Genomic DNA, 15,213 nt, shown 5'->3' on the forward strand with positions numbered 1-15,213 from the left:
CTTAAATTAAAAACATTTTCAAAAAAGATAATTTCTTATCTTTTGCACCGCCCTTAACTTGTTTTTTTATAAACCACGATAAAACAAATAATCCTACAACAAATATCAACACAACAACAATAAAATATGGACAAGTAAAGCCAATTTTACAAATATGCAGTAATGTCAATACACAAGCCATAACAGCACTAAACCAACCCAAAGCAATATTTATTTTGCTAGGCGAATAGCGATAGGCTTTTAAAGCCTTACTAAAAAACAGATTTGGGCTTAAATCTTTATCCATTTCTTTTTTTGTATCGCTATTGCCGTTTTTCTCTATATATTCATATTCATCTAATTCACAAAACAATTTTTTAATATCTTGTTCTGTTTCATTAAAATTAAATTTTCTTATATGCTTTTCGTGCGCTTCTTGCACGAATTTTGAGCCTTTTGCCATAGCTATCCAAAGTAGCGATAGCACAATAATAACAAAGCAAAGTCCAAGCGAAGCGAAATGATAAGCGCAAATATTTTGCAAACATTGTTCGATAAACTTCAACTGCAATGCACCATATCCGCCCCACGCCAAAGTCATAAACGCACCCAAAAATATAGAGCGTTGCCATAGATTGCGAATCTCATCGGCATAGGCAGTGTATAAAATCTCGTATTTTTTCAATTTCAATTCACTATCATCGCGTTTTTGTGTCAAATCACACATTTTTAGCTCCTTATATCACAAAGCAAAGGGCAAATAAATACCCCCTTACCAAATCTATCAAATTTCCCTTTTGAAGTTACTTACTTCATTTCGCTTTGTAGTATGTCCGCATTCCTTGCATTTTCCTTCGTAATATTTTCTCTCTTTGCCTACTTTATAAGACTTGCGCCTATATACGCCATTGCTATCTTTGACATCTTGGCTTATATAATCCTCGCTTAAAGTTTCAGTGCCTGCTTCTTGCTCATAAAATACAAATGGCGTTTTACAGCGCGGACAAGTGCTTTTCTTTTTGTCTTTGTTGTAAAAATACCATACCACGATTGGATATGTAATAACTGCAAAAATAATAACCACCAATGCTAGAATCCCATCATTACTAATGCCAAATACACTGCAAAAAATAGCAGCAAGTATATAATCAATACCAAACCAAAGTGGCGAAAGAACAGCTGCAACAAATATATTTTTTATAATATTCCCAACACTCATTTCTAACTCCTTAAAATTTTATTTTCTTTTAAATAGATAGCAAATCAAACCATCTATCTTTTCAGGCAACCTAGCCAACTTATCCAAGCACACATCCGCAAACGCATACCCAGCGTTATAACCCTTTGTCGCGTAGTGATGATGCTCATCAGGGCTATCTGCACAAATACGCATATCCTGCGCCTCCAAATCTCTTTTTAGTTTTTTACAATATATACAACGCATTATTTTGTCCTCCTTAAAATTTTACTTGCCTAACCGCCGACTGAAAATCCACACACAGATTCTGCGTTCATCATAATTTATGCAATCATTTGAAGTCCTTTGTGAGTGGTGTGTGGCGCAGAATCTCCGTCATTGCGAAACGAATCGCGCCCCGTCCTGTCATTGCGAAACGAATCGCACCCCATCTCGTTATTGCGAAATGAATCGCTCCCCGTCTCGTCATTGCGAGAAAATGCGTAGCATTTTCGTGGCAATCCAAAGTTTTTGTTGTAGTTGCGAACGAAGTTTTCGCTATTTTCATATCCATTGCGGAGGTTGAATCCAAAAATTCCCCCTCCCTTGTGAATGGCAATTTCAAAGATTCCCCCTCCCTTGCGGAGGGGGTTAGGGTGTGGGTTTTATTTATAATTGCGAGTTTTTGCACGAGATTCTGCGAATCGCAGAATCTCAAAATGACAAAACGAAATAAGTTTTTAAAATTTAATGTGCGAGTTTTGTGAGATAAAAACGATAAAAAATCAGTTAGATAAAGGGTAAATCCCCCCCCCCAAGAGAGTTTTTTCTAAAAGCGAGATTCTGCGATTTATAAAATCATTGTGTTTCAAAATGTGCCTTTTTGTTTGAAAATTTCAAAATAAAACCCGCATTTTAGTTTGAAACACATTAAAAAATTCTTAAAAATATTTGAAATTTTGAGATTCTACGATTTGTGCGAGAATGATAAATAATGTGATAGATTCTGCGAATCGCAGAAACTATCACAAAAATCGCAGAATCTACAAATTAGATTGCCACGATTTTGCTTTGCAAAATCTCGCAATGACGATTTTTTTGAGATTTTACCCACCCCCTTAATCCCCCTCCGCAAGGGAGGGGGAGAGAAATTGGGCGAAATCTTCCCGCAAGGGTGGTGGAGATAGAAAAAGCCCCTCCCTTTGCGGGAGGGGTTTGGGGTGGGATATTTATCGGAAGGGAGAGAATTTGAGATTCTTCGCTTCGCACAAGTGCTTCGCTCAGAATGACAAAAAACACACTAGATTCTGCGATTCGCAGAATCACAATCCGCAGGATTTACTAAAGAAACTTCGTTTTGCGAGCGTAGCGAAGCAACCATCGAAGTAGTTGCGGTGTTGCTTTGCGTTGTTTTTATGTGAAACAAGCGAGATAGGACTTGGGCGTCCATCGAGCGCAGTTTTGCATAAAAACAACGCAAATGAATACCCAAATACAAATTGCCAAACTAGCGCATTCTATTTCGCCACTACGCGCACTTTAAAACTATCCGTGCTTGCCTTATAACTCCCATCATACATCGCCTCTGCATACGCCGCAGGGAGCGTGTATTCACCCGGCGTTACGGCATTTATTTTCACATAAACCATTTGCGATTCGCCCACATTAAAAAACCACATTATCTTATCATCGCGAATATCCGTGTAGCTAATGCCATTATTCGCGCTTACCACCGCTTGTGGCAGGGCGTCATTGTTTAGGCGCGTGTTTTCGATTTCCCAGCCACTAGGGAGATTTTGAGTAAGCGCGATATTGTTCATATCAATGCGATTCCTGCCGTGTGGCACTAGCAATATTTTTATGTAAAATGAATCGCCACTTTGAATCTCTCTTGCGTCAATCACGCGCTCATTTCCGCTCTCATCAAACACCACAAATTCACGCGCTAACTGCATTTTTTTAGCGATATTATCATTGCTTGAATCTGCCGTTATGCCCTCCCAGCTGTAATTTACAAAAAGCGCGTTTGGCGATTTGACTTTTGCGCTCCCGCTATTTAGGGCAAATTCTACTCTATCTTTTGCTAACTCAAATTTTTGCGTTTTGTTATTTAGCGTAATTTCGCCCTTAATTTCGCCCATATCGCCCTTTTGCGCTTCATCTTTGATACTCGCCAAAACTAGCAGTGCATAAGCAGAAGTCTGCGTGGAGAGCCACTCATTGCCCTCTAATTCGCTTTTGATTTCATCATACAAATCCGCGTCAATATTGCCTGTAACGATTTTGTGGGCTTGTAAAATTATGGCTTTGTTGCGGAGATTTGAGCCATAAGAGCGCGAATAATAATCCTGCGATTCATTTGGCGTTAAACTCAAACCATTGCTAATTTTTAGCGCGATATCATCAAATCCAGCCATCGCATAGCTTGCCGCCAAAAGCCAACGATTCGTAATTGATAGACTTCGCAAATGATTTTCATAAATCTCATTCATCGCGCCAAGCTGATGATTGTCGCTCAAACTAAGCAAATACAGCGGATAAATATCACGCGAACTTGTGTGATTTTTCAAATAATTTATCGCCTTTTTTAGCACCGAATCGCTAACTTTATAGCCATTCATCTTTGCCATAATCAAAAAATGTGTCGCATAGCTACTGCCCCACTCATCGCTATTGCTTCCGCCCTGCCAATACGAAAATCCGCCATCATTTGTTTGAAAGCTTTGGATTCGCGCAATCCCTGCGTTGATATTATCTATGATTTGCTGTTTTTGTGCGAAATTTTCACTTGCCAATTTTGTGATAAAAAGTTGCGGGAAAACGCTTGAAGTCGTCTGCTCAATGCAACCATAAGGATAGCGAATGAGCCACTTTAAGCGGTGGTCTATGCTTAAAAGTGGTTTTGATGAGAGTGTGATTTTGCCTGTGTTTGAATTTTCGACAAAGGCTTTTGGGGCTTCGATGAGTGCGGATTCGCCACCTTTTAGCACCCAATTTTTGCTAATTTGCGTGTAAGGATTTGGGGCTTTTATGTCAATTTGTGTCGAATCTCTCATTATAAAATTATCGCTATTTAGCTGAATTGCGATATTTTCAACGCCTAATTTTTCTTTCACGCGCCCGTTAAAAAAGATTGTTTGGGATTTTTTGCCATCCTTAAATCGCACTTCTTGTAAGCTCTTATCAAACTCCACAATGCCATCGCTTTTTATCGCCAAATTCGCAGAATCTACATTATCTTTGATTTGCATAACTTCAATAGGCATTTGAAAATTATCACCGATTTTAAGTGAGCGCGGTATCGTAGGGAGCATTACCACAGGCGCACTCACGCGGACTTCTTTTTGTGCGCTTCCATAGCTATTATTATCCACTGCCACAAGCATTACGCGCAACGCGCCAATGTAGGATGGCACATCAACGCTAATCTTTGCATTGCCATTTTTGTCGCTTTTGGTGGGCTTTATAAAATGCACTACGGGTTTGAATCGCTCTGCATTTTCATCATTGCGTCCCTTTCCTGCTGCGCCTAACTCTTCATCGCCCCCGATTGAGTAGGCATTTCGCACCGCGCCTTCAATTTTGCCTATGATATAATCAAAAGTATCAAAATTGCGAATATTGTATTTTGTTTTGGCGTAGAAATAATTATAGGGCGATGGGGTTTTGAAATTTGTAAGATTCAAAAGTCCCTCATCTACGATTGCCAAAGTGTAAGTAACCTGCTTATTTTGCTCATTGCTTATCTCAATATTTAGCTTTGAATTTGGCAAAATCTCATCTTTTGTCTTAATATTTAGGGCGATTTTCGCGCTCTCTTTTGTGATATTTAGCGGGACAACGCCATAAAGTCGCAACGCCCTATCATTATCCGCGCTCCCATAATCTTGGAGCAAAAACACACTCGCATAGAGATTTGGTGCGTTTTTCTCATCGATTGGCACACTAAAATTTGTCTGCAAATCATTCGTAGTAATCCAATATCGCTTCAAAATCTCTTTGTCGCTGCTAATTGTGATAAGTGCCTTTGCGCCCTTTACAGATTCAAAGGTAACTTTTGCGGATTCGCCGTGCTTGTATTTGTTTTTGTCGGTTTTGATTTTTAGTTGCGTAATTTTTTCAATGTCAAGCGGTTCGCCCCACGATGACGCATAAAGCGAGATTGACGCGCTTTGATTGTTTGTGGTATCCACCACTTCTACCAAAATTTCGCCCCTATCTTTTATATCAAACTTAATATTGCTAATCTTATCTTTGCTTTTCAAATCGCCCTGCGCGATGATTCGCGTGTTTTTATCGCCCTTAATTGCGCGAATAAAGTCATTTTTATTGCTGTAATCCCACCACCACGAATAATTATTTTGATATACGACATATTCTAATTTGCGATTTTTGATGAAGTTTTCTTTTTCGTCAAGCAAAACGACATTTAGATTCACGCTATCACCACTTCGGACATAGCGATTCGCGGGATTTTTGATACCTACAAAACTATCAAATTTTTTAAGCAAAATGCGTTTGCGCTGAATCACGGCGCGTCCGTTGTTTTCAAGCACTCGCGCAGTAATGCTCATAGTCAAATTTTTGGTAAAATCAAAACTAGCAAAATCAAACTCTCCATCGGCAAATCCGCTTTCATTTAATTTGCCACCCAAATACATATTGTTATAATATCTGTCCTTGCCTATGCGCTCAAAACTCCAATCTTTGTATTTTTTGCTTTCAAATTTAAATTCATCAAAGGACGCACTCAAAGTCCAATCCAAACCACTTGCAGGTGCGCCAAAAAGATAGTCGCTTTGAAATGAAAATTTTAGAATTTGCTCTTTTGATAAATCAAGCGAATCTTGCGCTTTTAAGTCTAATTTTATGCGATTTGGGACGACAGATTCAACGGCGATTTTGTGTGTGAAAAGATTGTCCCCAATATCAACTTGCACATTATAAATGCCCGTAAATGCGCTTTTTTGGCTCTTAAACTCATAATAAAATACGCCATCGCCACTAGATTCGATAGTCGCTTTATTTACAATCACCTTGCCACGCGGATTTGTAATGCTTAATTTTATGGGGTGATTTATCGCTTTGTCTTTATTTCGTGCGATTATGGTGAGATTTGCCGAATCGCCCGGACGATAAACGCCCCTATCTGTGTAAATAAACGCCTTTATGCCATTTTCTGCACTAACACCATCAGTGTCAAATCCATCATCGCTAATCTCTTGTGCGCTTAATTTTATGAGCGCGAAATCATCGCTTTTGCCGACTTTTTTGCCATAAATATATGCGATATTATTGCTTAAATTTGCGCTTATGTTTTTGCTAAATTTTAGCTTTGCATTACCTGCAATGTCGGTGTTTGCTTTGGATATGGTTTGATTGTTTTTGCTAATGCCTGAAATCTCCACATTTGGCAGTGGCTCGTTGCTTTTTATATCAAGCGCGGAGACTATGACTTCATCGCCAAATTTTTGCGCTAATAGCGCGATATTTGAAAAAATGAGCTGTTTATAAATGCTACCATTGTCATAAAAATAATTATCCACGCGCCACGATTCGACACTGCTAGGGAAATTATAATTCACGCCATCTTTATCAAAATGCAAACTTATCACAAAAATCCCGCTTAAATCTTTCAATTTACTCAAATCCACCGCGCTTTGAATCCACTCATTTTTGGGCGCATTTATGGTAATCTCTTTTTCAAAAATCACACCGCCGATTCTATCAATGCGATAAATGTAAAAATCATTTGTTTGATTTTTCATCAAATTGTTGTCATCAAGGTAATACGCGATATTGTTTGCATAGATTTTTTGCACTACGATTCGCGCCTTTTTGACATTTATGCTTTTAAAGGCGACTTGCTTTTTTGCCAAATCAGGCAAAAACACGCCATTATTTGAAAAAACAATCTTTGGTTCTTTGTCGCCTAGCGTGATTGTGCGCTTTGTGTTTTCTTTTAGGCTAACTCCATCGCGCCCTTTTATGCCTTTTAAAATCTCAATTTCATAGTCGCTTTGCGAAAAATTTCCGCTTAAAATTATCGTATCATTTGACTGCGAAGCGCGAAAATCAACATTTGGGCTAACGCGAATGAAATTTTCAATATTCAAATTTGGCATAAGCGGGGCGGAGAAGCGAATCTCAATGCTGTTTTTATCGCCTAAAATGGGCTTAATGTCGATTACTTTTAGAAAATCCGCATTTGACGCCAAAATCATAAATTTTTCGCTTTTTTCTAATCCCAAATCTTTGTCAATGGTAAGCGCAAAGGATTCATCGCTCTTTGGCAAGGGGAGCGAATCAGAGGCGATTGCAATCTCTCTATCGCTAATGCTAGTAATGTGAAGTGGGATATTTTTGTGCGCTGAATCGGCGAGTTTTATGGCGTTTGCAATGCTATCTTGCGGGAGCGATTGTGAGAGGTGAAGGCGCGCTTCTAATTTCATCTTTGATAAATCTGCCGAATCTTTTATGAAATTCGCGCCTTCAAGTTGCGAATGAAGCGATTCGGTGCTAAATTCCATAGTGAAATTTTTTGCGTTTATGCTTGTGCCTTGCGCTTTGTTTATGGCGTCAAAATCAAAGTTGATTTTGTAGTTTTGATTCGCATTGAGGGGCGAATCGGTAAGCAAAGTCAGCGAATTTTCGCTATCAAAAATATATTTGCCAAAATATTTTTTGCCATTTATGCGAATCTCGCCTTTTGATTCAATCACAGCGTTGATATTGTCGCTAACTTTTTGTTTGAAAATAATTTGTGGTTTTATGTGGGTTTGGATAATGCCATTCGTTGCCTGTGAAATCGCGCCATTGTCGCCACAGGCATTGAAAAAAATCCCTGCCAAAATCGCACCAAAAATCCCTGCAATCACACTAAAAAATCTCATATTTTTCCCCTTCAAATTTACAAAAATAAAAGCGAAATTATAATAAATTTATGCGCGAATCTAACTTAAAATTGTGAAAAAATCTTGCGAATCGTTGAGATAACAAAATCCGCGTCATTTGCGCTCATTTTTTGGTGGCAGAAAAATGGATTTATTTCCACAATATAGGCTCTATAAAGGGCAAATGTGAGCCTATGATATAAACGCTAGATTTGCCTTTGAGTGATTTTAGAAAATCCACACGCGATTTTATCGCTTCGCTTGGGCTTATGTCGTATTGTATGGCGATTTGCGGATGTGCTTTTTGAATGTCAAAGGCGTGAAACAAATCCGCCACAAACACAAGCCTTTTGTCGCTACTTGCAATCTCTATCATCGTGTGTCCGGGCGTGTGTCCATACGCCTTAATGCTACGAATCTGCAAGTCTTTCGCGCTTTTAATGTCAAGCGATTCGTTTAGAGTTTTGTCGTGGTTAAAAAATATCACCTTATTTTTAAATGAAAGTAACGCATCTTTGGCAGATTTGGCAGTGCGAATCGCAAACCCGCTAAAATTCTTGCCATTTACCCAAAAATCATATTCGCCTTTGTCAATCATCAACGCCACGTTACTAAATTGATTTGTGCCATTTTGCAAAATCCCGCCTATGTGGTCGCCGTGCGCGTGTGTGATGATAATGTGCGTTATATCGCTTGGAGTAAGTTTTAGTTGCGATAGACGCGATTTTAGCGTATCAAAATTATGCGAAAATCCCGTATCCACCAGCGCGACAAAGTTTTTGTGGCAAATTAGCATAATATTTTGATTGTTTTGCGCTAATTGTGGCGCGAGTTTGGCGATGAATGCTTTGTCATTCTCATTATTTGCGATTAGTTTTTCCACAGGTGGCGACATTTTCTCCAAAGATATTATGTAAATATCGCTTTCTCCCATTTTTGTGTGATAAATATTTGAATCCACCCCAAAAGCCACGCCAATCGCACCAAAAAGCGCAAATAAAATCATTGCTATAAAACGCATATTTTCCCCTAAAATTTAAAAATAAAGGCAAAATTATAGCAAAAGATTTTGAATGATTTTGCAATAATTTTGAAAATGCTAAAACTTGCGATATGCGTGGCAGTTTTGATTATAGATGCCTACTCCAATCCTAACTCTAACTTTCTCATCATTTTTTTGCTCCAGCCTTTTGGGGGATTTGATATGCTTGGGTAGATTCTATCAAAAAATTCAATAAATACGCCTTTATTATCGCTTAATTCAAAGTAATATTTGCCTAGTGGAGAGGGAATTGATATAGTGTATTTTTGTTTTTCTTTGGGCAACCATTCAAGTGCTTGAAGTTCGTGCTTTGGTATTTCACTTATTTTTTGGTTGGGGGAAATTTGTTTATATCCCTTTGATATGGGCAATTTTAAATATAAATATTCCTCATCAGTTGGTGAAAAATTTATCCCATAATAATAAAAATACAGCTCATAGCCCTCTATATATCCTTCCCGATATCTATTTGGCAAAATATTTGCATAAAAAATTTCCATTTCATTCAAAATATTTTTAAATTCATCTTTATAAGGATTTGCAATTCTATGTTGTCCTGCGTATTTCTTATAAGCCCCTGCGTTAAAAAGTAGATTATTTTCATCTTGGAATCTACCAGCAAAATAAGGCACAAGGAAATTTCTCAAACTCCATACAAAATATGGATAAAACAGCTCATCATACAGCACAATCTTAAAAAACAATTTGTGATTTGACACTTTTAGCGTTGAAAGATAATCTAATGCGATTAAGTCAAGTGCATTATTGCGGACGACTTTATGCGTATCAGCGTATCGTTTTATCATAGATTCATTAACAATGCCATTTTTTAATAATTCATCATAGATTCTATCATTCAAATTATATGCTTTAATGCCGTGATTTGCATTTATCGAATCTATGTAGTTTGCGATAAATTCTGTATTTTCTTTGTGTAATTGCGTAAAATATGAGATGATTTGGTCTTTGGTTAGCACAATATTATCTTTGTGCCTAAAATAGTGGATTTTTTGGTAGGGAATAGAATCTGCACTTGGGCGACTTCCCCCACCAGCACTTGATTTATAAGGCTGAAACATCGATTGAAATGGTTTTTTTGCTTTTTTATTTATTTCATTTAGCCAAAATGTATTTAGTCCATCAAAGCTAGAATCTGTGATAGTTGTTGGGATAAATTTGGGAGCTAAAATACCTTGCTTATTTTTCTCAAAAATGATTTTGCCAAGATAAAGCGTGGCAGTGAAATCATTTAATTCTATATCTCTTCCACCATCATAAAATTCGGTCATTTGACTAGATAAATATCTAGCTTCCAATCTATCATCTACACAAAGGATATTTGTTTTGATTCCTAAATATATGGTTTTATCAGCCCTATTAAGCAAAGTAGATTCTCTAGGTGGGTCGAATTCGCTTGCATTTAAGCACACAAACAATATCACAAATAAAACTTTTTTCATTGTAACAACTCCATAAATTTTATGCGTGATTATAGCGAAATTTTTAAGATTTGAGATTTTGGCGAATCTTACTTAAAATTGTGAAAAAATCTTGCGAATCGCGTGAAAATTTGCGTTGATTTATGGGTTTGTCGTCATTTTACGCGAATCCATCACTTTTTTATTGTATAGATTCATAAATTGCTCTCTTGTGTTTTTGTCCTTGCCTACTTCAAATCGCACACCAGCATAATCGCCATATTTAATACTTATCATTTTATCTTCTATCGCTTTTTGCAACTCGCGCTCACTTAATGGATATAAATTGCTATAAGGGATAAAAATTTCACCGCAAATCTGCCGAATAATGACGCCATTTTCGCCAAGTGCGATAGATTTAGTCGCTACATATTGCAGCGTAACCAACAACAAACACAAAAATATCGCAATACCAAAAGCAAACATTTTTAATAACACCCCAAACATTACAAACGCCAAAAATCCAAAAACAAGCATTCCTAGCATTAGCACGATAAATCGCCACCGATTTATAAAAATCTCTGTGATAATGTTTTGTTTGGTGCGATTTCTAGCAAATGGTGGGATAAAAAACAAGCTAACAATCGCTAATATAGCGACCACAACAACAATCCACCAAAGGTAAATCAAAAAGATTTTGATGATTATGGGTAAGTTGTGGATAAATGCAACTATCAGCTTTGGCTCATAATAAACCTGCAATACAAGAGTGCCAAATATTACGATACTAGCACTAATTGCAATATATTTATCAAATACATTATGTGCGATATTTAGCCATTTGCGATTTTTGCCAAAATAGTGGTAAAGATAGTAGAGAAACATTATATTGCCTTAAATGTTACGCGAATCTTTTAAAATTTTGCCAAAATCTTGCGAATCGCACTTATAACAAAATCCGCGTCATTTGCGCTCATTTTTTGGTGGCAGGGGATTGAGATTTCGGCATTGTAAAAATCATCGGCGGATTTGATAGGCGCGTGGTTTTGGTAAGGTGCAAAGCGATAAATTGGCTTGTAATGGACTTGAACGCCTAATCCTGCGTCTAAAAGTGCGCGAAATATGGCTTTTTTGTGTGGCACAAGCGCGGAATCTAGCAAAATAGGATACAAATGATAGGTTGAGTAAATGTGCGCTGGGATTTGCAATGTGCGGAGTTTGGATTCGCCCTTAAATGCGTCATCGTAGATTTGTGCGATTTGGTGGCGTTTGGCTAAAAATGATGGCAATTTTTTAAGCTGTGAGATGCCAAGAGACGCGGCAATGTCGCTTAGGCGAAAATTGTGTCCGATAAACGCAGAATCTAGTGTGCTAGATTCTGCGATTTTGTCAGATTCTGCGTTTTTCATAGATTCTGCACCCATAATCTCACTATCCCAAAGCTCCGTTTTTGCAATGCAATGTGAGCGCAAAAGTTTCGCCCATTTATAAAAAAGCTCGTTATTTGTGGTAATCGCACCCCCTTCAATGGTGGTAATGGGCTTTACCGCGTGAAAACTAAAAATCGTCATATCCGCAAACGCGCCGATTTTGCGCCCATTGGACGCGCCACCAAAAGAGTGCGAACTATCGCTGATAAAATACAAATTATTTTCAGCGCAAATTTTAGCGATTTTTTCTACTTCTACGCTATTCCCTGCATAATCAACGCTAACTATTGCCTTAATATTTGGTGAAATTTGCAAGTTATTTTCATCGATATTGCCCATTTCATTGATAGCGCAAAACTTCGGCACAATGCCATTTTCCACCATCATATTTGCCGTAGCGCAGAATGTAAGGGGCGTGGTTAGAAATTCGATTTTATCGCGTGAATCGCCCTTAATCGCACTATGATTTGCCAAATCACATTTCACAATCTTATATGCCACATTTAGCGCGGAGGTGGCGGAGTTGAAGCACACAGCGTATTTTACGCCCACAAAGTCGGCGATTTGTCGCTCAAACTCATCGACTTTTGCACCCTGTGTGATAAATTCGCCTTTTAATGCGCTAAGGACGGCATTTATGTCATCATCATCGATAAGCTGTGTGCTATATGGGAGCATTTTTAGATTCGCACTTTTAAAGATTCGCGCCCAAAATCACGCTAGATTCGCGCCAAATATTATCCAAAATTCGCACCCAAAAATCACATAGATTCACAAAAGCAACGCATCAATCCTAGAAATCAGCCCCGCTGTGTTGTGCGCTTTTGAAAAAAGCATTGCGTTGCTTGTGAGATAGTCGCTCACATTATCCGCACCATAACGCGCCGAATCTTGCGTCATATTCGCGCTTTGCAGATTTTGAAGTGAGTGGGCGATAAAATCCACTTCGTTTTTCAACGCCTTTTTGAAAATATACAAATCGCGCTCATCACTTGGCATAATGCTTAAAATGCGATTAGCATCAAATAGCAGTTCGCCCCCGTCGTCGCGCAAAATCATCGATGGCTCAAAAACACTACTCCCCAAAAACTGCGCATTATTTATCTCTCTAAACACGCCATCTAGCGTGATATTGCTATTGTTTAGGATATTTTGCAACGCTCTTTGGGCGATTTGCAAAATGCCAATGTTGTTATTTAGCTCTTTGTGGGGGATTGCAGAGTAATTATTGTTTGTGATTTGCCACTCTTGCGTGGTTTGCTTTGTCTCTTTGCTTTGCGAATCGCGCAAAATTTTCTCTAACGAATCCAAATTATTGCGCTTTAATTGCGATTGAGAAGCAACGCCATCGCGCTCTATTTTCATAAGCCACCGCCTTAAATGTGATATTTAAGGCGAATCAAAGCATTTTTTGTTCCAAATATTTCGTGTGGATTAGCGACTTTTTGAAGTCCTCATTGTCCATCATTTTTATGTGAAATGGGATTGTCGTTTTTATGCCACCGATTTTAAATTCACGCAATGCGCGTTTCATTCGCGCTATGGCTTTGTCGCGGCTCTCTGCCCACACGATTAGTTTGCCAATCATCGAATCATAAAACATAGGCACGGTGTAGCCGTTGTATGCGTGAGTATCAAGCCTTACATTCCCGCCACCGGGCGCAATCCACTCGGTGATTTTGCCGGGGCTTGGGTAGAATTTCTCTGGGTCTTCGGCTGTGATTCGGCACTCAATCGAATGTCCTTTTAGCTTAATGTCGCTTTGTTTGGGGAGCGATTTGCCCTCCGCGACATTTATCATTAGCTCGATTAAATCCAAATTGCTTACCATTTCGCTAACGGTGTGTTCGACTTGCAAACGCGTATTCATCTCCATAAAATAAAAATCTTTTTTGTTGCTATCTAGCAAAAATTCAAAAGTCCCCGCACCCTCGTATTTGATATATTTTGCGGCTTGGACAGCGGTTTTTAGCAGATTTTCGCGCACTTCTTCGCTCAAAACCACTGCGGGAGATTCTTCGATGAGTTTTTGTTGACGCCGTTGCGCAGAGCAGTCTCTCTCCCCGATATGAATCACATTGCCCTTTTTGTCCGCTAACACCTGCACTTCGATATGTTTTGGATTTTTGATAAATTTTTCCATATAAATCGAACCATCGCCAAACGCGCTCACTGCTTCGGATTCGGCAGCTAAAATGGCGTTTTTCAACGCCTCTTCGCTCTCAACTATACGCATTCCGCGTCCGCCACCACCTGCGGCAGCTTTGATTATGACAGGATAGCCGATTTTTTTGGCGATTTTTTGTGCGTCTTTATAGTCTTTTATCGCGCCGTTACTGCCCTCAATGACGGGGATTCCCGCCTCTCTCATCACATCTTTTGCCTTGCTTTTATCGCTCATCAGTGCCATCACCGCTTGGCTAGGACCAATAAAGGTAATGCCGTGATTTTCGCAAATCTCTACAAAATTTTGATTTTCGCTTAAAAAGCCGTATCCGGGGAAAATCGCATCGATTTTAAAAAGCTCCACAACCGTCATAATCGCAGGGATATTTAGGTAGCTCTCACTTGATTTTGCCCCGCCTATGCAGACTTTGACATCTGCGAGCTCTAAATAATGCACATCTTTATCCGCCACCGAGTAAATCACAACCGCTTCTTTGCCCATATCTTGAATCGTCCGAATCGCTCGCAGTGCGATTTCACCGCGATTTGCAATTAAGATTCGCTTAATTTCTTTCATAGTTTTGCTCGTTTTTTATATTTTTTCGACTACAAACAAAACCGCGTCAAACTCCACGCTTTGCGCGTCATTTGGCACAATTTCTACGATTTTGCAGTCAAATTCCGCTTCGATTTCATTCATAATCTTCATCGCTTCGATGATTGCGATTGTCTGCCCTTTTTTGACTTTGTCGCCGACATTCACATAAGGCGCAGAGTCAGGCGATGGAGCGCGATAAAAAGTCCCCACCATCGGCGAATTTATTGTTTCGGTATTTGCGGAGTTTGTAGAATCTATATTAGATTCTGCGGTAGATTCTGCGATTTGCGGTGATTTAGTCGCTTTTGGCGCAGAATCTACAACAGATTCTGCGATTTGCGGTGGCTGAATCGGAGCGATTTTGCCGATTTTTGCCGCCGTTTTTTCTAGTGAAATTTCAAAATTTTCATTTGTAATCTTTAACTTCACGGAGTTTGAGGCATCAAACATCTCTAAGAGTTTCTTAATTTCTGTGATATTCATAAAATCCCCTTTCATTAAAAAATTTTG

General features: G+C 38.8%; 15 protein-coding genes. 1 reads left to right on the forward strand and 14 read right to left on the reverse strand.

Going from position 1 to position 15,213, the window contains the following annotated elements; all coding sequences use genetic code 11:
• Nucleotide 1: 1 nt before the first annotated feature.
• The 11 genes from ACWIUD_RS09165 to ACWIUD_RS09215 form a co-directional block, all read right to left on the reverse strand.
• Nucleotides 2–706, reverse strand: coding sequence for a RipA family octameric membrane protein (locus ACWIUD_RS09165; protein ID WP_454148628.1), 705 nt, complete (start codon nt 704–706; stop codon nt 2–4).
• 57 nt (nt 707–763) lie between these two features.
• A complete protein-coding gene (locus tag ACWIUD_RS09170) occupies nt 764–1,066 on the reverse strand; it encodes a hypothetical protein (protein WP_454148629.1) in 303 nt (100 codons plus the stop codon).
• Between the two features lie 150 nt (nt 1,067–1,216).
• A complete protein-coding gene (locus ACWIUD_RS09175; RefSeq protein WP_454148630.1) occupies nt 1,217–1,423 on the reverse strand; it encodes a hypothetical protein in 207 nt (68 codons plus the stop codon).
• 85 nt (nt 1,424–1,508) lie between these two features.
• The gene (locus ACWIUD_RS09180; protein ID WP_454148631.1) at nt 1,509–1,874 is read right to left on the reverse strand and encodes a hypothetical protein; all 366 of its coding nucleotides are present in this window, start codon (nt 1,872–1,874) and stop codon (nt 1,509–1,511) included.
• Nucleotides 1,875–2,206: 332 nt separating this feature from the next.
• Nucleotides 2,207–2,482 carry a hypothetical protein gene (locus ACWIUD_RS09185; protein ID WP_454148632.1) on the reverse strand — a complete coding sequence of 92 codons (276 nt, stop codon included), beginning with the start codon at nt 2,480–2,482 and terminating at the stop codon, nt 2,207–2,209.
• Nucleotides 2,457–2,636, reverse strand: a complete 180-nt coding sequence (locus ACWIUD_RS09190; protein WP_454148633.1) for a hypothetical protein — start codon at nt 2,634–2,636, stop codon at nt 2,457–2,459. The genes ACWIUD_RS09185 and ACWIUD_RS09190 overlap by 26 nt, the downstream gene beginning before the upstream one ends.
• Nucleotides 2,637–2,673: 37 nt before the next feature.
• Nucleotides 2,674–8,049, reverse strand: a complete 5,376-nt coding sequence (locus ACWIUD_RS09195; RefSeq protein WP_454148634.1) for an alpha-2-macroglobulin family protein — start codon at nt 8,047–8,049, stop codon at nt 2,674–2,676.
• A gap of 151 nt (nt 8,050–8,200) precedes the next feature.
• Entirely contained in the window at nt 8,201–9,070 is an 870-nt protein-coding gene (locus tag ACWIUD_RS09200; protein WP_454148635.1) for an MBL fold metallo-hydrolase, read from the reverse strand.
• Nucleotides 9,071–9,189: 119 nt separating this feature from the next.
• Nucleotides 9,190–10,551 (reverse strand): hypothetical protein, encoded by a 1,362-nt coding sequence (locus tag ACWIUD_RS09205; RefSeq protein WP_454148636.1) that lies wholly within the window; start codon nt 10,549–10,551, stop codon nt 9,190–9,192.
• A gap of 120 nt (nt 10,552–10,671) precedes the next feature.
• The gene (locus ACWIUD_RS09210) at nt 10,672–11,394 is read right to left on the reverse strand and encodes a hypothetical protein (RefSeq protein ID WP_454148637.1); all 723 of its coding nucleotides are present in this window, start codon (nt 11,392–11,394) and stop codon (nt 10,672–10,674) included.
• 29 nt (nt 11,395–11,423) lie between these two features.
• Nucleotides 11,424–12,617 carry a DegT/DnrJ/EryC1/StrS family aminotransferase gene (locus ACWIUD_RS09215; RefSeq protein ID WP_454148638.1) on the reverse strand — a complete coding sequence of 398 codons (1,194 nt, stop codon included), beginning with the start codon at nt 12,615–12,617 and terminating at the stop codon, nt 11,424–11,426.
• On the opposite strand from ACWIUD_RS09215, the gene ACWIUD_RS09220 reads away from it, so the two are divergent.
• Nucleotides 12,577–12,708, forward strand: a complete 132-nt coding sequence (locus tag ACWIUD_RS09220; RefSeq protein WP_454148639.1) for a hypothetical protein — start codon at nt 12,577–12,579, stop codon at nt 12,706–12,708. The genes ACWIUD_RS09215 and ACWIUD_RS09220 overlap by 41 nt on opposite strands.
• A gap of 2 nt (nt 12,709–12,710) precedes the next feature.
• On the opposite strand, the gene ACWIUD_RS09225 is transcribed toward ACWIUD_RS09220, so the two are convergent.
• From ACWIUD_RS09225 to accB, 3 genes are read right to left on the reverse strand one after another with little or no spacing between them, the layout of a single operon-like run.
• Nucleotides 12,711–13,304 (reverse strand): hypothetical protein, encoded by a 594-nt coding sequence (locus ACWIUD_RS09225; RefSeq protein ID WP_454148640.1) that lies wholly within the window; start codon nt 13,302–13,304, stop codon nt 12,711–12,713.
• A gap of 34 nt (nt 13,305–13,338) precedes the next feature.
• The gene (locus tag ACWIUD_RS09230; RefSeq protein WP_454148641.1) at nt 13,339–14,682 is read right to left on the reverse strand and encodes an acetyl-CoA carboxylase biotin carboxylase subunit; all 1,344 of its coding nucleotides are present in this window, start codon (nt 14,680–14,682) and stop codon (nt 13,339–13,341) included.
• Nucleotides 14,683–14,697: 15 nt separating this feature from the next.
• Nucleotides 14,698–15,186 carry an acetyl-CoA carboxylase biotin carboxyl carrier protein gene (gene accB, locus ACWIUD_RS09235; RefSeq protein WP_454148642.1) on the reverse strand — a complete coding sequence of 163 codons (489 nt, stop codon included), beginning with the start codon at nt 15,184–15,186 and terminating at the stop codon, nt 14,698–14,700.
• Between the last annotated feature and the right edge of the window lie 27 nt (nt 15,187–15,213).

The organism is Helicobacter sp. 23-1044, assembly GCF_053654695.1.

Excerpts from the sequence above, each read along its gene's own strand:
- ACWIUD_RS09165 (WP_454148628.1), bottom strand. The coding sequence starts at position 706 with ATGTGTGATTTGACACAAAAACGCGATGATAGTGAATTGAAATTGAAA.
- ACWIUD_RS09175 (WP_454148630.1), bottom strand. The coding sequence starts at position 1,423 with ATGCGTTGTATATATTGTAAAAAACTAAAAAGAGATTTGGAGGCGCAG.
- ACWIUD_RS09195 (WP_454148634.1), bottom strand. The coding sequence starts at position 8,049 with ATGAGATTTTTTAGTGTGATTGCAGGGATTTTTGGTGCGATTTTGGCA.
- ACWIUD_RS09200 (WP_454148635.1), bottom strand. The coding sequence starts at position 9,070 with ATGCGTTTTATAGCAATGATTTTATTTGCGCTTTTTGGTGCGATTGGC.
- ACWIUD_RS09205 (WP_454148636.1), bottom strand. The coding sequence starts at position 10,551 with ATGAAAAAAGTTTTATTTGTGATATTGTTTGTGTGCTTAAATGCAAGC.
- ACWIUD_RS09210 (WP_454148637.1), bottom strand. The coding sequence starts at position 11,394 with ATGTTTCTCTACTATCTTTACCACTATTTTGGCAAAAATCGCAAATGG.
- ACWIUD_RS09220 (WP_454148639.1), top strand. The coding sequence starts at position 12,577 with ATGTCATCATCATCGATAAGCTGTGTGCTATATGGGAGCATTTTTAGA.
- ACWIUD_RS09215 (WP_454148638.1), bottom strand. The coding sequence starts at position 12,617 with ATGCTCCCATATAGCACACAGCTTATCGATGATGATGACATAAATGCC.
- ACWIUD_RS09225 (WP_454148640.1), bottom strand. The coding sequence starts at position 13,304 with ATGAAAATAGAGCGCGATGGCGTTGCTTCTCAATCGCAATTAAAGCGC.
- ACWIUD_RS09230 (WP_454148641.1), bottom strand. The coding sequence starts at position 14,682 with ATGAAAGAAATTAAGCGAATCTTAATTGCAAATCGCGGTGAAATCGCA.
- accB (WP_454148642.1), bottom strand. The coding sequence starts at position 15,186 with ATGAATATCACAGAAATTAAGAAACTCTTAGAGATGTTTGATGCCTCA.